The organism is Nocardiopsis sp. NPDC058789, from assembly GCF_042745575.1.
In the GTDB taxonomy this organism is placed as follows: Bacteria; Actinomycetota; Actinomycetes; order Streptosporangiales; family Streptosporangiaceae; genus Nocardiopsis; species Nocardiopsis eucommiae.
This window is the reverse complement of sequence record NZ_JBHYOW010000001.1, coordinates 335,463-354,196: the sequence shown is the minus strand read 5'-3', so window position 1 is coordinate 354,196 and position 18,734 is coordinate 335,463. Positions and strand designations below refer to the sequence as shown.

16 protein-coding genes are annotated in these 18,734 nt (G+C 71.7%); 14 read left to right on the top strand and 2 right to left on the bottom strand.

What is annotated here, in order from left to right:
* The first annotated feature begins 32 nt into the window (after positions 1–32).
* The 8 genes from ACFW3L_RS01560 to ACFW3L_RS01525 all read left to right on the top strand — a co-directional run bounded on the left by ACFW3L_RS01560 (position 33) and on the right by ACFW3L_RS01525 (position 11,291).
* Positions 33–1,970, top strand: a complete 1,938-nt coding sequence (locus ACFW3L_RS01560; RefSeq protein WP_378735131.1) for a TIGR03960 family B12-binding radical SAM protein — start codon at positions 33–35, stop codon at positions 1,968–1,970.
* Between the two features lie 616 nt (positions 1,971–2,586).
* Positions 2,587–3,369, top strand: a complete 783-nt coding sequence (locus ACFW3L_RS01555; RefSeq protein WP_378735129.1) for a TIGR03936 family radical SAM-associated protein — start codon at positions 2,587–2,589, stop codon at positions 3,367–3,369.
* Positions 3,370–3,526: 157 nt separating this feature from the next.
* On the top strand, positions 3,527–6,679 hold the full coding sequence (locus ACFW3L_RS01550) for a ribonuclease E/G (protein WP_378735127.1): 3,153 nt from the start codon (positions 3,527–3,529) through the stop codon (positions 6,677–6,679).
* Between the two features lie 280 nt (positions 6,680–6,959).
* Entirely contained in the window at positions 6,960–7,271 is a 312-nt protein-coding gene (gene rplU, locus ACFW3L_RS01545) for a 50S ribosomal protein L21 (protein WP_017545212.1), read from the top strand.
* A gap of 13 nt (positions 7,272–7,284) precedes the next feature.
* Entirely contained in the window at positions 7,285–7,545 is a 261-nt protein-coding gene (rpmA, locus tag ACFW3L_RS01540) for a 50S ribosomal protein L27 (protein WP_378735125.1), read from the top strand.
* Positions 7,546–7,679: 134 nt separating this feature from the next.
* Complete coding sequence (gene obgE / locus ACFW3L_RS01535; RefSeq protein WP_378735123.1) at positions 7,680–9,044, top strand: GTPase ObgE; 1,365 nt, start codon at positions 7,680–7,682, stop codon at positions 9,042–9,044.
* A 99-nt stretch (positions 9,045–9,143) separates the two neighbouring features.
* Positions 9,144–10,331, top strand: a complete 1,188-nt coding sequence (gene proB, locus ACFW3L_RS01530) for a glutamate 5-kinase (RefSeq protein WP_378735381.1) — start codon at positions 9,144–9,146, stop codon at positions 10,329–10,331.
* A 72-nt stretch (positions 10,332–10,403) separates the two neighbouring features.
* Positions 10,404–11,291 carry an alpha/beta hydrolase gene (locus ACFW3L_RS01525; protein WP_378735121.1) on the top strand — a complete coding sequence of 296 codons (888 nt, stop codon included), beginning with the start codon at positions 10,404–10,406 and terminating at the stop codon, positions 11,289–11,291.
* A 57-nt stretch (positions 11,292–11,348) separates the two neighbouring features.
* On the opposite strand, the gene ACFW3L_RS01520 is transcribed toward ACFW3L_RS01525, so the two are convergent.
* Both ACFW3L_RS01520 and ACFW3L_RS01515 read right to left on the bottom strand, forming a co-directional pair.
* On the bottom strand, positions 11,349–12,098 hold the full coding sequence (locus tag ACFW3L_RS01520; protein WP_378735119.1) for an SDR family oxidoreductase: 750 nt from the start codon (positions 12,096–12,098) through the stop codon (positions 11,349–11,351).
* The gene (locus tag ACFW3L_RS01515) at positions 12,095–12,955 is read right to left on the bottom strand and encodes an SDR family NAD(P)-dependent oxidoreductase (protein ID WP_378735117.1); all 861 of its coding nucleotides are present in this window, start codon (positions 12,953–12,955) and stop codon (positions 12,095–12,097) included. The genes ACFW3L_RS01520 and ACFW3L_RS01515 overlap by 4 nt, the downstream gene beginning before the upstream one ends.
* Positions 12,956–13,057: 102 nt before the next feature.
* On the opposite strand from ACFW3L_RS01515, the gene ACFW3L_RS01510 reads away from it, so the two are divergent.
* The 6 genes from ACFW3L_RS01510 (at position 13,058) to ACFW3L_RS01485 (ending at position 18,730) form a co-directional block, all read left to right on the top strand.
* On the top strand, positions 13,058–13,642 hold the full coding sequence (locus ACFW3L_RS01510) for a TetR/AcrR family transcriptional regulator (RefSeq protein WP_378735115.1): 585 nt from the start codon (positions 13,058–13,060) through the stop codon (positions 13,640–13,642).
* A gap of 64 nt (positions 13,643–13,706) precedes the next feature.
* The gene (locus ACFW3L_RS01505; protein WP_378735112.1) at positions 13,707–14,240 is read left to right on the top strand and encodes a type II toxin-antitoxin system PemK/MazF family toxin; all 534 of its coding nucleotides are present in this window, start codon (positions 13,707–13,709) and stop codon (positions 14,238–14,240) included.
* Between the two features lie 166 nt (positions 14,241–14,406).
* On the top strand, positions 14,407–15,681 hold the full coding sequence (locus ACFW3L_RS01500; protein ID WP_378735110.1) for a glutamate-5-semialdehyde dehydrogenase: 1,275 nt from the start codon (positions 14,407–14,409) through the stop codon (positions 15,679–15,681).
* A 295-nt stretch (positions 15,682–15,976) separates the two neighbouring features.
* Positions 15,977–16,948, top strand: a complete 972-nt coding sequence (locus tag ACFW3L_RS01495; RefSeq protein WP_378735108.1) for a hypothetical protein — start codon at positions 15,977–15,979, stop codon at positions 16,946–16,948.
* A 193-nt stretch (positions 16,949–17,141) separates the two neighbouring features.
* Complete coding sequence (locus tag ACFW3L_RS01490; RefSeq protein ID WP_378735106.1) at positions 17,142–17,906, top strand: SDR family NAD(P)-dependent oxidoreductase; 765 nt, start codon at positions 17,142–17,144, stop codon at positions 17,904–17,906.
* Complete coding sequence (locus ACFW3L_RS01485; protein ID WP_378735104.1) at positions 17,903–18,730, top strand: enoyl-CoA hydratase family protein; 828 nt, start codon at positions 17,903–17,905, stop codon at positions 18,728–18,730. The genes ACFW3L_RS01490 and ACFW3L_RS01485 overlap by 4 nt, the downstream gene beginning before the upstream one ends.
* Positions 18,731–18,734: the final 4 nt, after the last annotated feature.

Here is an 18,734-nt window from a genome sequence, read left to right as displayed (position 1 = left end):
GACACGATGTCCGCCGACCGAGGGCCCACACCATGTCCGTCGCAAGCCTCTTCCCGCGCCTCGAAGCCCTGCTCCCCCAGGTGAGCAAGCCGATCCAGTACGTGGGCGGTGAGCTCAACTCCGTGGTCAAGCCCTGGGACTCCGCGCGGGTGCGCTGGGCACTGATGTACCCGGACGCCTACGAGGTGGGCGTGCCCAACCAGGGCGTGCAGATCCTCTACGAGGTCCTCAACGAACGCGAGGGCGTGCTGGCCGAGCGCGCCTACGCGGTCTGGCCGGACATGGAACGGCTGATGCGTGAGCACGGCGTCCCCCACTTCACGGTGGACTCCCACCGGCCGATCCGCGCCTTCGACGTGCTCGGTCTGAGCTTCGCCAGCGAGATGGGCTACACCAACATGCTCACCGCGCTGGACCTGGCCGGGATCCCGCGCCGCTCCGCCGACCGCACGGAGGAGGACCCGGTGGTCCTGGCCGGGGGCCACTCCGCGTTCAACCCCGAGCCCATCGCCGACTTCCTGGACGCCGTGGTGCTCGGGGACGGCGAGGAGATCACCCTGGCCATCACCGAGATCATCCGCGAGTTCAAGGAGGAGGGCGCGCCCGGCGGGCGGGACGGCCTCCTGCTGCGCCTGGCCGCCACCGGCGGCGTGTACGTGCCGCGCTTCTACGACGTGGCCTACCTCGACGACGGACGGATCGGCGGGTACCTGCCCAACCGCCCCGGCGTCCCGGACACCGTGCAGAAGCACACCGTGATGGACCTGGACCGGTGGCCGTACCCCAAGCGCCCCATCGTCCCCACCGCGGAGTCCGTGCACGAGCGGTACAGCGTGGAGATCTTCCGGGGCTGCACCCGCGGCTGCCGGTTCTGCCAGGCCGGGATGATCACCCGGCCGGTACGCGAACGCAACCAGGAGACCGTCCAGAAGATGGTGGAGGAGGGGGTGAAGGCCTCCGGATTCCAGGAGGTCGGCCTGCTCTCGCTCTCCAGCGCCGACCACAGTGAGATCGGTGACATCGCGAAGAACCTCGCCGACCACTACGAGGGCACCAACACGGGCCTGTCCCTGCCCTCCACCCGCGTGGACGCCTTCAACATCGACCTCGCCAACGAGCTCACCCGCAACGGCCGCCGTTCCGGGCTGACCTTCGCCCCCGAGGGCGGCAGCGAACGCATGCGCCGGGTGATCAACAAGATGGTCACCGAGGAGGACCTCATCCGCACCGTCACCGCCGCCTACGCGGCCGGGTGGCGTCAGGTGAAGCTGTACTTCATGTGCGGGCTGCCCACCGAGGAGGACGAGGACGTTCTGGCGATCGCCGACCTCGCCACCGAGGTGATCCGGACCGGCCGTGAGGTGACCGGGCGCAAGGACATCCGCTGCACGGTCTCCATCGGCGGGTTCGTCCCCAAGCCCCAGACCCCGTTCCAGTGGGCGGCCCAGACCTCCCACGAGGAGGTGGACGCCCGGCTGCGCAAGCTGCGCGACCGCCTGCGCGGGGACCGCAGGTACGGCAAATCCATCGGGCTGCGCTACCACGAGGGGCGCCCGTCGATCATGGAGGGCCTGCTGTCCCGGGGCGACCGCAGGGTCGGCCGGATCGTCGAGGAGGCCTGGCTGGCGGGTGGCCGGTTCGACGGCTGGAGCGAGCACTTCTCCTACGACCGTTGGATGAGGGCCGCGGAGGCCGGTCTGGCCGGGACCGGGGTGGATGTGGACTGGTTCACCACCCGCGAGCGTGACGAGGACGAGGTCCTGCCCTGGGACCACCTGGACGCCGGGCTGGACCGCTCCTGGCTCTGGCAGGACTGGCAGGACTCGCTGCACGGCGAGGAGTCCCTGGAGATCGACGACTGCCGCTGGAACCCCTGCTACGACTGCGGGGTGTGCCCGACGATGGGGACCGAGATCCAGATCAACGACCAGGCCGGGGGCCGCCCCATGCTGCCGCTGACCGTGGTCTGAACAGAGGACGGGGCCGGTCCCGCCGGGGGTGGGACCGGCCCCGGGAGGGGCGGGGGAGTTCTGGTGGGCACCGGAGTCGCGCCCGGGAAGGGGGGCGATCCGCGTGCGATGGGGGGAAAGAGAGTAGGATGCGCGCTCCGGGCGCTCTCCGCCGTGTGCCTCGACCCCGTCGTGCGCCACTGGCACCGGGGGAGTGTCCGGGGAGGAAGGTGTACGGCCCGGCGCCCCGCTCGCGCCGGGCCGTACGTGAAGTAAGACTCGCGGGGGATACCGGGGGTTGCCATGGTTGCGGGATTTCTTTGGATTTTTTTTCCGGGCCCCTGTGTTCTCGTGGTGAACGCCGGTTCGGCACCCGCTCGGACCCGGTCGGGACTTTTCGATCGGGGGCCGTTGGGGGAGGTACCGGTATGCGTGTCCCGTTGGCGCGTGTGCACTTCGGCGCACCGTACGCTGAACAGGACGAGGAACAGCCCCTGAGGGCCGCCACAGACGGCCCGGAACCCAGGGGGCACTGAGGAAAGGAGTTGAGCTGCCCCCCGCACACGAGGGCACCACCTCACCCTCCACCGCCAACCCCGGCCAAAGGCTGCGCGTCCGCTACGCCAAACGCGGGCGCATGCGCTTCGCGAGCCACCGCGACATCGCCCGGGCACTGGAGAGAGCCCTGCGCAGGGCCTCGGTTCCCGTGGCCTTCTCCGCTGGCTTCTCACCGCACCCCAAGATCTCCTACACGGGCGCGGCCCCGACCGGGGTCGCCAGCGAGGCGGAGTATCTTGAGCTGACCCTGGCCGAGGCACGCCGACCCGAACAGGTCAGGACCGCGATCGACGCGGCGATGCCCGACGGGATCGACGTGGTCGAGGTCGTCGAGGCCCGGACTCAGGGCCTGGCCGACCGGCTCGAGGCCTCCCAGTGGCGCGTGGAGATGGCGGACGTCGACCCCGACGACGCCGCCAGGGCGGTGGCCACCTACCTGGCCGCCGAGAGCGTCGAGGTGGAACGGATGACGAAGAAGGGCCGGCGCCGCTTCGACACCCGACCGGCCGTCCTCGACATCGACGTGTCTCACCGATCCCATGGGCGCGTCCCACGGGACCGACACGCGACATATGCCATACTTCGAATGGTCATACGGCACACGACACCTGCTGTACGACCGGACGACGTGCTGACCGGCCTCCGCCAACTGGCCGACCTCGCGCCGCCGTCATCACCGACGATGACCAGGCTGGCGCAGGGGCCACTGGACGAGGCGACAGGTGTGATCGCTGATCCGTTCGACGCGGACCGACCCGAAGCTCCCGTGACTGGGCGCACCGGGGCCGCGCACGACCAGAAGAACGATCGACGCACCCGCTCACCACGGACGTCATCGCCCATGACGGGACCTTCGTCATGAAGGGCCCCAAGGCGGGGAAACATGGGCGAACCACAGGACTTTGCCCCGACGGCACACCAGTGTCGTCGGCGCTGACACAGACGACAGCTCTCGTGAGCCGCGCCACCGACCGATGAGGTCGCGGTGCGCCCGAGCGCTTTGACGGGAGACCGCCCGGATGCTCGAGAACGAGCCCAACAACGGCGCCGAAGGCGCCGCGGGTACAACTGAAACAACCGAGAACACGGCGGCGGCGCCCCCCGCGGGGGACGGCGCGGTGCGGGTGACCACACCCGCCCCCGCCAAGGGCGCTCGCCGCGCGGCAGGACCACCCCCCGAACCGGACGACGTCTTCTCCGCTCCCTCCGCGCCGGTCACCAAGCTGGCTGGCTCCGGTGAGGTCGGCACGGTCAACACCTCCGTGTCCGCCGCTTCCCGCAAGCGCACCGTGCGCGCGGCGGGCCGCCCCGACGACGCCCCGGCCGCCTCGCAGCGCCGGAGCCGTGGTCGCGCCACCTCGGCGAAGGCGAGCGAGCCGGTCCCCGAGGCCGTCGAGACGGCCTCGGCCGACCGGCCCGCCGAGCCCGAGGGCGACGCCAAGGAGGGCGGGGAGAAGGAGACCGGTCGCGGTCGTACGCGCGGCCGCACGCGCGCCCGTTCCACCAGGACCGCCGAGGCCCCGGCCCCGGAGGTCGTCGAGGAGCCTGAGGAGACCCCCGCCGAGACCGGCGGCGCCGTTTTCCAGCCGCCCGGCGGCATGCTCTTCCAGCCCCCGGTCGCCAGCGCGCCCGTGCAGACCAAGCCCAAGCCCAAGGCCGAGCCGGTCGTCGAGGACGACACCGACGAGGACGAGGACGACACCGAGGACGAGTCCGCCGAGGCCCCCGCCGAGGAGACCGGCTCGGACGAGCGCCCCAGCCGTCGCCGCCGCCGTCGCGGCGGACGCGGGCGCGGCCGCTCGCGCGGCGCCGAGGACGCCGACCACGACGACGCCCAGGGTGAGGCCGGCGCGTCCGAGGACAACGCCAAGGGCCAGCGCGGGGACGACCGGGCCGCCGCCGAGGAGGACGACTCCGAGGACGAGTCCGGTGACGACTCCGCCGACGGCGAGCGCGGCAGCAGCCGTCGCCGTCGCCGCCGTCGTCGGCGTTCGGGCTCCGGTGGCGACTCCACCAACGACGACCCGCCGAACACCGTGGTCAAGGTGCGCGAGCCGCGCCAGGAACGGCCCATCGAGAACGAGGTCCAGGCGGTCCGGGGCTCCACCCGGCTGGAGGCCAAGAAGCAGCGCCGCCGTGAGGGGCGCGAGCAGGGCCGCCGCCGCGCGCCCATCGTCACCGAGTCCGAGTTCCTGGCCCGCCGCGAGGCGGTCAAGCGCGACCTGGTCGTGCGCCGGACGGGTGACCGTACCCAGATCGCCGTCCTCGAGGACGACGTCCTGGTCGAGCACTACGTGGACCGCGCCACCCACCGCTCCTACGTGGGCAACGTGTACCTGGGCCGGGTGCAGAACGTCCTGCCGTCGATGGAGGCCGCCTTCGTCGACATCGGCAAGGGCCGCAACGCCGTGCTGTACGCGGGCGAGGTCAACTGGGACTCGTTCGGCCTGGACGGCCAGCCCAAGCGCATCGAATCCGTGCTCAAGTCCGGCCAGTCGGTCCTGGTGCAGGTCACCAAGGACCCGGTCGGTCACAAGGGTGCCCGGCTGACCAGCCAGATCAGCCTGCCCGGCCGCTACCTCGTGTACGTGCCCGGCGGTTCGATGACCGGCATCAGCCGCAAGCTCCCCGACAAGGAGCGCGCGCGTCTCAAGACCATCCTCAAGAAGGTGATGCCCTCCGGCGCCGGCGTGATCGTGCGCACGGCCGCCGAGGGAGCCAGCGAGGAGGAGCTGGAGCGCGACATCACGCGTCTGGCCAAGCAGTGGGACTCGATCAAGCGCAAGTCCAAGTCGGCCAACGCCCCGTCCCTGCTCAACAGCGAGCCGGACCTGACGGTGCGCGTGGTGCGGGACGTCTTCAACGAGGACTTCTCCAGCCTGGTCGTCTCCGGCGACGAGGCCTGGACCACCGTCCACGAGTACGTGGACTACGTGGCGCCCAACCTCTCCGAGCGGCTGTCGCACTGGGGCGAGGACCGCGACGTCTTCTCCGCGTACCGGATCGACGAGCAGATCAACAAGGCCCTGGAGCGCAAGGTCTGGCTGCCCAGCGGCGGTTCGCTCATCATCGACCGCACCGAGGCCATGACCGTGGTCGACGTCAACACCGGCAAGTTCACCGGCCAGGGCGGCAACCTCGAAGAGACGGTCACCAAGAACAACCTGGAGGCGGCCGAGGAGATCGTCCGCCAGCTCCGCCTGCGCGACATCGGCGGCATCATCGTCATCGACTTCATCGACATGGTGCTGGAGTCCAACCGCGACCTGGTGCTGCGCCGGATGCTGGAGTGCCTGTCCCGGGACCGGACCAAGCACCAGGTGGCCGAGGTCACCTCGCTCGGACTGGTCCAGATGACCCGCAAGAGGGTCGGCCAGGGCCTGCTCGAGGCCTTCTCGCACACCTGTGACCACTGCAACGGTCGCGGCCTGCTGCTCTCCAGCGACCCGGTGGAGAACAAGGGCGGCGGCGGTGGCGGCACCGGCGGGCGCAAGAAGAAGAAGGGCAAGGGCGACGCCGAGTCGTCCGGGGACAAGGCGTCCTCCGACGCCTCCGACAAGGCGGACCAGCAGGACGGCGACGACCGCCCCGCTGGCGGCGAGGAGACCGCCGACCAGGCGGTCGAGCAGGCGGAGAAGCCCGGCAAGGCCGCGAAGGCGGAGAGGACCACGAGGAAGCGCGGCCGCAAGGCCGCGGAGCCGGTGGCCGCCGACACCGACCAGGCCGAGGCCGCCCCGGGCGCCGAGACCGAGTCCGCTCCCGCGGAGGCCGAGGCCCCCGCGGCCGAGGAGGCCGCTCCCGTGAAGAAGACGCGTAAGCGCTCCTCACGCGCGAAGAAGGCCGCCGAGCCCACGGAGTCGGCCGAGGGGTCCGCGTCGGAGGACAAGCCGTCTGAGGAGCCCTCGGAGGCCCCCGTGGCCGAGGAGGCCCCGGCCAGGAAGACCCGTCGGCGCACCACCCGCAAGGCGGCCCCGGCCGACAGCGGTGAGGGTGAGCAGACGCGGGCGAGCGGTACCGAGCAGGTCTCGGACACCGACGCCACCGAGACACCCGCCACCTCTGACGGTGACGCCGAGGGCGCCAGCGAGCGGCCCAAGCGCCGCCGTACCCGGCGGACCAAGGCGGCGGTGAGCTCACAGACCAGTGAGTCCACCGCGGTCGACGCCGGCTGACCAGCGGTCGAGGCGGGACAGCAGCCTGGTCCGGACCCGGTTTCCCACGGGTCCGGACCAGGAGTACGTGTGCGGGCCTGTGTCGGGTCGGTGGTAATCTGATGGACGGTGCGTCGGCGCGCCCCAAATGTTCGCGCGCCCCGAGACCGCAGTGCTCTCCACCAAGGTGGGTTTGTTTCCCTCAGATCCCCGCGCCCCGCTACAGGCGATTCGTGGATCGTGGCATCACGGTCATGAGTGAGCGCATTATTCGTTGAGCGAGCAGGAAGAGAGTTACCCGGTGTACGCGATCGTGCGAGCGGGCGGCCGACAGGAGAAGGTGTCTGTCGATGACGTCCTGAACATCGACAGGGTCTCCGACGAGACCGGCGCCACCCTTACGTGGCAGCCCATCCTTGTGGTCGACGGTGACAACGTCATCAGCGAGGCCGACAAGCTGAGCGGCTACACGGTCACCGCCGAGGTTCTCGGCGAGACCAAGGGCCCCAAGATCAACATCCTGAAGTACAAGAACAAGACCGGTTACAAGAAGCGCCAGGGTCACCGCCAGAAGCACACCCAGGTGCGCGTCACCGGCATCGCGGCGAAGTAGGAGGCCTGGAGAAATGGCACATAAGAAGGGCGCTTCGTCCAGCCGTAACGGTCGTGACTCGAACGCCAAGCGCCTCGGCGTGAAGCGCTTCGGCGGTCAGTCCGTCTCGGCCGGTGAGATCCTGATCCGTCAGCGCGGCACCAAGTTCCACCCCGGTGCCAACGTTGGCCGTGGCGGCGACGACACGCTGTTCGCGCTGGTCGATGGCGAGGTCAAGTTCGCCAACCACCGCGGTCGCAAGGCCGTCAACATCGTTCCGGTCGCCGCCGAGTAGGCTGCGCCGGCAACAGCGGTTCTTCGGGGGCGGGCCAGGGAACACTGGCCCGCCCCTCGCGTTGTCACTGGTGACGCGTGAGGAGTACCGGTCCCCGCCAGGTGGTGGGGGCCGCATGAGTAACGGGGAGAGCTATGCCTGACTTCGTCGACGAGGCGGTCTTGCACGTCAAGGCCGGGAACGGCGGGCATGGCTGTGCCTCCGTGCACCGTGAGAAGTTCAAGCCGCTGGGCGGCCCGGACGGCGGCAACGGCGGCCAGGGCGGTGACATCGTCCTGGAGGTCGACGCCCAGACCGCGACGCTGCTGGACTACCAGCGCCGTCCGCACCGCAACGCCCAGAACGGCACCCCCGGCCAGGGCGGTCACCGCGCCGGGGCCAAGGGGCAGGACCTGGTCCTGACCGTCCCCGACGGCACCGTGGTCACCAAGGCCGACGGTGAGGTCGTCGCCGACCTGGTCGGCCACGGCACCCGCCTGGTCCTGGCCCAGGGCGGCCACGGCGGCCTGGGCAACGCCGCGCTGGCCTCCAAGAAGCGCAAGGCCCCCGGCTTCGCCCTCAAGGGCGAGGAGGGCGAGGCCTTCGACGTCCGCCTGGAGATGAAGACCATCGCGGACGTCGGCCTGGTGGGCTTCCCCAGCGCCGGCAAGTCGTCGCTGATCGCCGCGATGTCGGCGGCCCGACCCAAGATCGCGGACTACCCCTTCACCACCCTCATCCCCAACCTGGGCGTGGTGGAGGCGGGTACCACCCAGTACGTCATCGCGGACGTTCCCGGCCTGATCCCCGGCGCGAGCGCGGGCAAGGGGCTGGGCCTGGAGTTCCTGCGCCACATCGAGCGCTGCTCCACGCTGCTGCACGTCCTGGACTGCGCCACCTACGAGCCGGGCCGCGACCCGGTCAGCGACCTCGACGCCCTGGAGGCCGAGCTGTCCGCCTACGGCGAGCAGGCCGGGGTGGACCTGTCCGACCGTCCGCGCATCGTCGCCCTGAACAAGGTGGACGTGCCCGAGGCCCGTGACCTCGCCGACATGGTCACCCCCATGCTGGAGGAGCGCGGCTACAAGGTGATGGAGGTCTCCGCTGCCTCCCGTGAGGGCCTGCGTGAGCTCTCCTTCGCCCTGGCCGAGCAGATCACGGCGGCCCGTCAGGCAGCGCCGGTGGAGGAGCCCACCCGCATCGTGCTGCGGCCGAAGATGATCGGGGACGTCCCCTTCGACGTCGTGCCGCTCGGGAACAACTCCTTCCAGGTGCGCGGCGACAAGCCCGCCCGGTGGGTGCGCCAGACCGACTTCTCCAACGACGAGGCCGTCGGCTACCTGGCCGAGCGCCTCAACCGCCTCGGCATCGAGGAGGCGCTGGCCAAGGCCGGGGCCACCCAGGGCGCCGAGGTGCAGATCGGCACGGACGAGGACGCCGTGGTCTTCGACTGGGACAACTCCATGGACGCCGAGGCCGTCCCGTCCGGCCCGCGCGGATCCGACGCCCGGCTGGGCTGACCCGCGCGGGGACCGCCGCTCCACTCCAGCCTGACCCAGACAAGGTACGAGCACGGCGCTCGGGCAGGGCGCCGTGCCACGGACGGAAAGCCCCTCGTGGTGCACAGCGCAGACACCCAGCAGCACACCGGCCAGCGGGCCGGTCGGAGTGACGTCGACGCCCTGGAGTCGGCCGGGCGGACGGCGGTCGCCGGGGCCCGCCGGGTCGTGGTCAAGGTGGGGTCCTCCTCACTGACCACCCCCGACGGGCTGATCGACTCCGGTCGGATCCGGGACCTGGTCGAGGTCCTCGCGGACCGCAGGGCCCGCGGGCAGGAGGTGATCCTGGTCTCGTCCGGCGCGGTGGCGGCCGGGATGACGCCGCTGGGCATGGCTCGCCGCCCGCACGACCTCGCCTCGCAGCAGGCCGCCGCCAGTGTGGGCCAGGGGCTGCTCGTGGCCTCCTACGCGGCCGAGCTGGCCGGACACGGGCTGACCGCCGCCCAGGTCCTCCTCACGGTGGAGGACATGATGCGACGGGTGCAGCACCGCAACGCCCAGCGCACCCTGCGCCGTCTCCTGGACATCGGCGCCCTGCCGATCGTCAACGAGAACGACACCGTGGCCACGCACGAGATCCGGTTCGGTGACAACGACCGCCTCGCCGCGCTAGTGGCGCACCTGATGCGGGCGGACGCCCTCGTGCTGCTCTCCGACGTGGACGCGCTCTACGACGGCAACCCGGCCGACGAGGGAACCTCGGTCGTGCACCTGGTGCGCGGTCGGGCCGACCTGGACGGGATCGACATCGGGAGCTCGGGCAGGCGGGGCGTGGGCACCGGCGGGATGGTCACCAAGGTGGACTCCGCGCGCATCGCCACCGAGGCGGGCGTGCCCACCCTGTTGACCTCGGCCGCCAACGCCCGCGCCGCCCTGTCCGGTGAGCGGGTGGGCACCTTCTTCGCGGCGGCCGGCGGGCGCCGCCCCTCGGCGCGCCAGCTGTGGCTGGCGCACGCCACCGCGGGCCGGGGCAGCCTCGTCCTGGACCCGGGAGCGGTCAACGCGGTGGTGCGGGAGAAGGCGTCGCTGCTGCCCGCCGGGGTGGTCCGGGTCCGGGGCGACTTCAGCGCGGGTGACCCCGTGGACCTGCGCGACGAGCAGGGCACGGTGGTCGCGCGGGGACTGGTGAACTACGACGCCACCGAGGTCCCGGACCTGATGGGCCGGTCCACCCGGTGGCTGGCCCGGGAGATGGGCCCCTCCTACGAGCGCGAGCTCGTGCACCGCGACGACCTCGTGGTGCTCTGACCAAAGAGCCGCCCGGCGCCGTCGTCCGCGCGTGGAGGGCTCCGTGACAGGACGACCCGAGGAGCGCCCACCGTGTCCAGCCTGACGACGCACCTGGCCGCGCTGGCCCTCCGGGTCCTGCGCAAACCGACCCTGGAATCGGTGGAGGACACCCGGGAGTGGCTCCGGGAGCCCAAGGAGCACGCGGACCCGCCGCACTGGCTGGCCGCCCGGCACTGGATCACCCGCCGGGAGGTCGGCGGCTTCCGCGTCTACACGGTGCGCCCCCGCGCGGTCACCGAACCCGGGAGGGCCGTGCTGTACCTGCACGGGGGTACCTACGTCAGCGAGATCGCCGCCTGGCACTGGGTGCTGGTCTCACGGATGGCCGACGCGGGCTGCCGGGTGGAGGTGCCGATCTACGGTCTTGCCCCCGACCACACCTACCGCGAGGCCTTCCCGTTCGTCACCGCCGTGTACCGGGAGCTGCTGGAGGACGCCTCGCCCTCGCGCACGCTGATCGCGGGCGACTCCGCCGGTGGCGGGCTCGCGCTGGCCCTCACCCAGACCCTGGCGGGGGAGGAGCTCCCGCCGCCCGCGCGGCTGGTGCTGATCTCCCCGTGGACGGACCTCACGATGTCGAACCCGGAGATCGCGGAAGTGGAGGACGCGGACCCCTGGCTGGCTCCGGTGGGTCTGCTGGAGGCCGCGGGTGAGTGGGCGGGCGGGGACGACCTGGCCGAACCACGGCTCAGCCCGCTGTACGGGCCGGTGGCGGGGCTGCCGCCCATGGACCTGTACATCGGCACCCGGGACCTGCTCCTGCCGGACACACGGCGCCTGCACGAGAGGGTGACCGAGGCCGGGGGCGTGGCCGAGCTCTTCGTGGAGGAGGGCGCCTTCCACATCCACCCCCTGGTCCCGGTCCCCGAGGGCGGCGACGCGCGCGAGCGGATCATGAGGACGGTCCGGGAGCTGTGAGGCGGACCGGGCGCGGTGACGCCTCCGGGACGGCCGCCCTGCCAGCTGCCGCTCGGCTCACGTCAGCCTCCTGACCACGGACAGCGGCAGCCGCCTCATCAGGAAGCCGATGGGTACCCAGGGCCAGGCGGGGACGTACGCCCGCACCCGGCGCCTCTCGATGGCCGCGACCATCGCCCGGACGCCCACCTCGGTCTCGACCATGAACCGGGTCCGCTGGGTGACGTGCTCGTTCATCTCCGAGCGGATGTAGCCGGGATAGATCACCGAGACGTCCAGGCCGGGCACGCCCTCCGAACGCAGTCCCTCCGCGATGGCGGCGACCCCGGCCTTGGTGGCGGCGTAGACGGTCATGGCCCTGCGCATGCCGCGCAGGGCCGACATGGACGAGACCAGCACGAGGTGACCGCGCTCCTGCGCGCGGAAGATCTCCATGGCGGCGTCCGCCTGGGCGAGGGCGCCCACGAAGTTGGTCATGGCCGTCTGGCGGTTGGCGTCGTGGCGACCGGTGCCGAGCGCGGCACCCTTGCCCAGCCCGGCGTTGACGATGACCCGGTCCACGGTGCCGAACTCGGTCGTGAACTCCCCGAAGACCCGGTGGACCGCCTCGTCGTCGGTGACGTCCAGGGCCCGCAGCTCCACGCGGCGGTCGGGGTGGGACCGCGCGATCTCGTCCCGGAGGGCGGTCATCGGCGCGGTCCGACGGGCGCACAGTCCGAGGTCGTAGCCGAGGGCGGCGAACTGGCGGGCCATCTCCGCGCCCAGTCCCGCCGAGGCCCCGGTGATCACGACGGTTCCCCTGCTCATGCCTTCTCCGTGGTGTGGTCGGGTGCGGTGGAGGTGGGATCGACGCGGCGGCGCACACCCTCGGCCACCCCGCGCATCGCGCGGTCGTAGAGGGGCCGCAGCCACCGTTTGGCGCGGACCGCCGTCCGTCCGGCCCGGTCGGTGAGGATGACGGGTCTTCTCCGGTCCACCCCACGGAGCACCCGGGCGGCGACCTCGTCGGCGGACAGGCGCGACCCGTCGATCAGCCGAACGGCGGAGGCCTCCACCTCGGGGTCGCTGCCGCTGAGGGAGGAGGCCAGGTTGGTGCGGAAGAACGACGGGCACACCACCGAGGTGGTGACGCCGTAGGGGGCGAGCTCGTGCTGGAGGGTCTCGCTGAGCGCGACGACCGCCGCCTTGACCGCGTTGTAGGAGCTCATCACCGGCGGGTGCACGAGCCCCGCCATGGAGGCGACGTTGACGAGGTGCCCCGAGCCCTGGCGCTTGAACAGCGGGGTGAACACGCGGCAGCCCCGAACCACGCCGAACAGGTTGATCTCGGTGATCCGCCGCCAGTCCTCGACGGTGAGGACGTCGATCCGTCCGCCGGCGGCGATCCCCGCGTTGTTGACCAGCACGTCGAGCCCGCGCCACCGCTCCTCGACGTGGGCGAGGGCGGACGCCCAGTCGTCGTCGGAGGTCACGTCCAGACACAGGTAGCCGACCCCGTCCGGAAGGGTGTCGGGCGCGTCCGCGGCCAGGTCGGTGGCGATCACCCGGTCCCCGCGTGCGGCGAACGCGGAGACCAGGGCGGCGCCGAGCCCGGAGGCGCCTCCGGTGACCAGGACGCGGCGGCCGGAGCCGCCGGGAGGGGCGCCCCGCCCGGGGGCGGTCATCGTCGGACCCCGTGGGTCGCGGGTTCGTGCGCGGCGACGCGGGGGGAGGGTGCGAAGTCCATGTCGTTGACACTACGGTCTTGTTGAGCAATGCTCAACAGGGTGAGCGAGGCAGCCCCGCGACGGACGCGGATGACCCAGGACGAGCGCAGGCGCCAACTGGTCGGGATCGGCCTGCGCATGCTGGTGGAACGCCCCATCCAGGAGCTGGCGGTGGACGAGGTGGCCCGTGAGGCCGGCATCTCCCGAGGGCTGCTCTTCCACTACTTCCCCAACAAGACCGCCTTCCACGACGCCGTGGTGGCCGCCGCCGGACGGCGCGTGCTCCGCAACACCGCGCCCGACGGTGACCGCTCCGGCTGGGACGCGGTGGCCCAGTTCGCGGAACGCTACTTCGAGCAGGTGGACCGGCGCCGGGCCTCGTACGCGGCGCTGGTGTTCGGCGGGGGAGCGGTGACCCTGGAGGGCGCCCGCGTGGAGGACCTGCGCGAGACCATGGGTGCCCGCGTGCGTGCCCTGCTGGACGCCCCCGAGACGGTGGCCCCGGTCACCGACGCCTGGACCGCCTACCTGGAGGCCCGAGCCCTGCGCTGGTCCGCCGTCCCCGCCGACCGGCGCACCACCGGCCCGGTCGAGGAGGCCGACCACTGCGTCCGGGCCCTGGGAGCACTGCTGGACCTGGACTGATCGGGCGGACGACCGCCCCGGGCGCCCCGTGCGCCGACGCGTTGCGGGTCCTAGGATGCGGTGCGTGAGCCAACACACGACACAGCACGGAAACCCGCCGCAGGGCGGCCCCCGACGGAACGACGGCACCCGGCGCGACGGTGACACCCAGCAACGGGGCGGACTCCAGCAGGGCACCGAGTCCCACCCGCAGGAGGGCGCGGTCCGCGAGGTCCCCACCGGGCGCAACGCCACCCGACTCGTCTACTCACCGGAGAAGGACGGTCTCGCCGACGCGGGCGAGATCGTCTGGACCTGGGTGCCCTACGAGGAGGACGCCACCCAGGGCAAGGACCGACCCCTGCTCGTGGTGGGGCGGCGGGGGCGCGACCTGCACGGACTCATGCTCTCCACGCAGGTCCCCGACGAGCACGAACGCCAGGACTGGCTGCCGATCGGCGCGGGCGCCTGGGACCGGGAGGGCCGCGACTCCTTCGTTCGGGTGGACCGCCTCTTCGAGTTCGACGAGGCGGCCATCCGCAGGGAGGCCGCCGTCATGGACGAGGACCTGTTCTGGAAGGTCGCCGCGGTCCTGCGGGAGCGCTACGGCTGGAGCTGAGCGGTCGCGGGTCGCGCCGCCGTCTCACCCTGTGGATAACTCCGTGTGTCCGGGTGCGCGGCGCTATACGCTGAGGGAGATCCCCCTGGTCCGGTGCCCTACGAAGGGGTGGGTTCACCGGCCGGGCGGCCTCCCGAGCAAGGAAGCCCCGACAAGGATGACTGCCATGAGTGACATCGAGCGCGTGGTCCACGCGGTAGCCGAACGTGCCCAGGACGCGGCGGCCGAGCTCGCCCCGCTCAGCCGGTCGGTGAAGGACCGTGCCCTGCTGGCCATCGCGGACGCCCTGGTCAAGCGGGCGGACGAGATCACGGCCGCCAACGCGGCGGACGTCGAGCGGGCCCGCCTGGACGGAACCAGCCCGGCCATGATCGACCGCCTCACCCTGAACCCGGCCCGGATCGAGGCGATCGCGGAGGCGGTTCGCGAGATCGTCGAGCTCCCGGACCCCGTCGGTGAGTCCGTGCGCGGCGGCGTCCTGCCCAACGGCCTCGACCTGCGTCAGATCAGGGTTCCGCTCGGGGTGGTCGGCATCATCTACGAGGGGCGTCCCAACGTCACCGCGGACGCCGCCGCCCTCTGCCTCAAGAGCGGCAACGCGGCCCTGCTGCGCGGTTCCTCCTCCGCCTACGACTCCAACACCGCCATCGTGACGGTGCTGCGCGACGCCCTGGAGGGCACGGGGGTCCCGGTCGACGCGGTCCAGATGGTCCCCGGCCGCACCCGGGAGTCCTCCACCGCGCTGATGCGGGCCCGTGGACTCGTGGACGTGCTCATCCCGCGCGGCGGCGGCTCGCTCATCCAGGCCGTGGTCCGCGACTCCACCGTCCCCGTCATCGAGACCGGCGAGGGTCTGTGCCACGTGTACGTGGACGCCGACGCCGACCTCGACAAGGCGGTGGCCATCGCGACCAACGCCAAGGCCCAGCGCTGCTCGGTGTGCAACTCCGCCGAGACCCTGCTGGTACACCAGGCGGTCGCGGCGGACTTCCTGCCGCGCGTGCTCTCGTCCCTGGCCGAGGCCGGGGTGACCGTGCACGGTGACGAACGCGTCCTCGCCGTCGCCGCCGCCCACCCGACCGGCGCCACGGTGGTCGAGGCCACGGAGGAGGACTGGGCCACGGAGTACCTGTCCCTGGACCTGGCCGTCCGGGTGGTCCCGGACGTGGACGCGGCGATCGCGCACATCAGGCGGTACTCCACCCGGCACACCGAGGCGATCGTCACCGACTCGCTCCGCACCTCCCGGTACTTCGTGGCCCGGGTGGACTCGGCGGCGGTGATGGTGAACGCGTCCACGCGCTTCACCGACGGCGGGGAGTTCGGCTTCGGCGCGGAGATCGGCATTTCCACCCAGAAACTGCATGCCAGGGGCCCGATGGGGCTCACCGAAATGACCTCGACCAAGTACGTGGTCACCGGGGACGGTCACCTGAAGTAGTCGGGTGACCGTCGACGGGACCGGGAATGGCCGCCCGGACGTCCGGGCGGCCATTCCCGTCTCGCGGTTCCGGCCAGGCGCGGGCCCACCAGGACTGGTCCGCCGCTCCTCGGGTAACACACGTCACCAGGTATGTTCTTCTTCCCGAAACCTGGACAGAAGCGAATCTTCTCCTGCAAGTATTCCCAAAGCGCTGCGGGGTCGGTACTTTCTCTGTGGTGTCCCCAGGCGCTCTTCCCGCACCCTCATCAGGAGCGTCGGACCCCACCGGTCACGACGAAAGGAATTCCCCCGCATGAAGTTCGGGAGCAAGATCGCTGCGTCCACCGCCACCGCGGCCCTGGCCATCGGCGGCGTCACCCTCATGGCAGCCCCCGCCCAGGCGGACCTGATCACTCTCTGCTCGGGGCACGGTGGCGCGGTCACCCTGCCCACTGATCTCAAGGTCCCGGCCGGTGCGAGCTGCTTCCTTGACGGCACCGTCATCCAGGGCAAGGTCACCGTCGAGGGCGACGCCAACCTGCACGTCGTCGGTGGCCAGATCGACGGCGGCGTGACCGTCTCCAAGGGTGGCTACTTCGACGCCTCCGACACCGAGGTCGCCGGTGACGTCGTCAACACGGGCTCCTACGGGACCTACCTGGAGAAGGGCACCTCGGTCGCCGGTCTGAGCGCCGTGCCCGCCGAGGGCGCCGACAACGACGGCTTCGTCTTCGTGGTCGGTTCCTCCGCCTCCTCCGTCGACGCCAGCGTCGGTGAGGTCTACGTGACCGACTCCCGCCTGGGCGGCGTGACCGCCGAGGGCGTGGAGTACGTGGACATCTTCGACAGCGTGGTGCGCGGAGACCTCTCCGTCACCGACGCCGCGGCCGGTGGCATCCTCGCCGACAGCGAGGTCATCGGTGACGCGACCTACACCGGCGGCAACGGCCCGGTGGCCGTGGGCGCCGGCGCGGAGGCGGGCTTCGCCAGCTCGCTCAACTACATCGACGGCGACCTGACGGTCACCGGCGTCTCCGGTGGCGTGTACGTCGACAACAACATCGTGGGCGGCGACCTGACCACCTCCGACAACAGCCCGACCGCGCAGGTCGGCGACAACAACCGCGTGCGCGGCGGCATCGTCACCCAGGAGGTCGCGCTGCGGGCGCTGGCCGCCGAGGTGACCGCCGAGTTCGAGGCGCACGAGGCCGACCTGGAGGAGACGGTGGAGGAGCTCCGCGCCCAGACCATCGCGGACGCCCTCGAAGCCGGTCCCGCCTTCTAGGAGGTCCCGCCTTCCGGTCGATCCGGCCGCTCAGGTCCGGTACCCCTCCGCAGCGCCGACGGCCCCTGCCGTCGGCGCTGTTCTCGTGTGGCCCGACCCTCCACGGTTCCCCCTTCACCCCCATCTGTCCCACAATCACCACAGTTATGTCGTAGCAGTGACGACGGTCATGGTCCGGTGATACATTCCGGGCATGGCTGACTCCGAACGGCGTGTCGTGGTCTCCGGTGGCTCCGGCGGGATCGGGCGGGCCATCGTGTTCGCCCTGGCGAGTGAGGGCGACGAGGTGGTCGCCCTCGGGCGCGACTCCGGTCGGCTCGCCGCCCTGGAGCGCCGGGCCCGCGCACACGGCCTCAACGTCACCACCCGGATCTGCGACATCACCGACGAACAGGCGGTGGAGTCCCTGGCGGACCACCTCGGAGAGGTGTCCGTCCTGGTCAACAACGCGGGCACGGCACGGAGCGCCCCCCTGCGCGGCACCAACCTCGACCTGTGGGACACCCACCTGCGCACCAACACCACCTCCGCCTTCCTGCTCACCCGGGCGCTCCTGCCGGGCATGCTCGCCCGCGACCAGGGGCGAATCGTCTTCATCGCCTCCACCGCCGCGCACACCGGCTCCCGCTACACCGCCGCCTACACCGCCTCCAAACACGCGATGCTCGGCCTGGCGCGAGCGGTGGCGGCCGAGGTCGTGGGCACCGGCGTCACCAGCAACGCCGTGTGCCCCTCCTTCGTCCGCACTCCCATGACCGAGCGCTCCGTGGCCCGCATAGCCGAACGCACGGGGCGTGGCCTCGAACAGGCCGAGGAGGTCCTGGCCACGTCCGGCCCGCTCGGCCGACTCATCGAACCCGACGAGGTGGCGGCCGCCGTCACCTACCTCGCGAGCCCCCTGGCCGGAGCCGTCAACGGCCAGTCGCTGACCATCGACGGCGGAGGAACCCACCGATGAGCCCCTTCCGGGCGTCCGCGCCCCTGACCGAGCACTGGCGCAACTTCGACCTCCACCGGGCGGACGGGGTGGCCACCCTGACCCTCGACCGGCCGGACCGACTCAACGCCCTGACCTTCGATGCCTACGCCGACCTGCGCGACCTGCTCACCGAACTCCCGCACCGGGGTGACACCCGCGTCCTCGTGCTGCGCGGGGGCGGCCGGGGGTTCTGCTCGGGCGGGGACGTCGACGAGATCATCGGCCGGACCCTGGAGATGGACCCCGACGACCTGCTCGCCTTCACCCGGATGACCGGCGAGGTGGTCCGGGCCATGCGCGAGTGCCCCGTCCCCGTGATCGCGGGCGTGCACGGGATCGCGGCCGGTGCGGGCTCGGTCCTGGCCCTGGCCGCCGACTTCCGCGTCGTCACCCGCTCCGCCCGCTTCGCCTTCCTGTTCACCAAGGTGGGCCTGTCCGGCGCCGACATGGGCGCCGCCTACCTGCTCCCGCGCATGGTGGGCCTGGGCAACGCCACGAAGATCCTCATGCTCGGGGACACCCTCGACTCCACGGAGGCCGACCGCTACGGGCTGGTCAGCGAGTTGGTCGAGGACGACGCGCTGGACGAGGCCGTCACCCGGCTGGCCACCCGGCTCTCCGAGGGGCCCGCCTTCGGCTACGCGCAGACCAAGGCGCTGCTCTCCCGCGAACTGGACATGGGCCTGTCCGGGGCGATCGAGCTGGAGGCCGTGACCCAGGCGCTGCTGATGAAGAGCGCCGACTACGCCGAGTTCCACGCGGCCTTCACCGGCCGCCGCGAACCCTCGTGGAAGGGGCGCTAGTGGA

Bases quoted from the DNA above. Each gene is read 5' to 3' on its own strand.
- ACFW3L_RS01550 (WP_378735127.1), top strand. From the start codon at position 3,527: ATGCTCGAGAACGAGCCCAACAACGGCGCCGAAGGCGCCGCGGGTACA.
- ACFW3L_RS01560 (WP_378735131.1), top strand. From the start codon at position 33: ATGTCCGTCGCAAGCCTCTTCCCGCGCCTCGAAGCCCTGCTCCCCCAG.
- ACFW3L_RS01495 (WP_378735108.1), top strand. From the start codon at position 15,977: ATGAAGTTCGGGAGCAAGATCGCTGCGTCCACCGCCACCGCGGCCCTG.
- ACFW3L_RS01485 (WP_378735104.1), top strand. From the start codon at position 17,903: ATGAGCCCCTTCCGGGCGTCCGCGCCCCTGACCGAGCACTGGCGCAAC.
- ACFW3L_RS01515 (WP_378735117.1), bottom strand. From the start codon at position 12,955: ATGACCGCCCCCGGGCGGGGCGCCCCTCCCGGCGGCTCCGGCCGCCGC.
- ACFW3L_RS01520 (WP_378735119.1), bottom strand. From the start codon at position 12,098: ATGAGCAGGGGAACCGTCGTGATCACCGGGGCCTCGGCGGGACTGGGC.
- ACFW3L_RS01490 (WP_378735106.1), top strand. From the start codon at position 17,142: ATGGCTGACTCCGAACGGCGTGTCGTGGTCTCCGGTGGCTCCGGCGGG.
- ACFW3L_RS01500 (WP_378735110.1), top strand. From the start codon at position 14,407: ATGAGTGACATCGAGCGCGTGGTCCACGCGGTAGCCGAACGTGCCCAG.
- obgE (WP_378735123.1), top strand. From the start codon at position 7,680: ATGCCTGACTTCGTCGACGAGGCGGTCTTGCACGTCAAGGCCGGGAAC.
- ACFW3L_RS01555 (WP_378735129.1), top strand. From the start codon at position 2,587: ATGCGCTTCGCGAGCCACCGCGACATCGCCCGGGCACTGGAGAGAGCC.
- rpmA (WP_378735125.1), top strand. From the start codon at position 7,285: ATGGCACATAAGAAGGGCGCTTCGTCCAGCCGTAACGGTCGTGACTCG.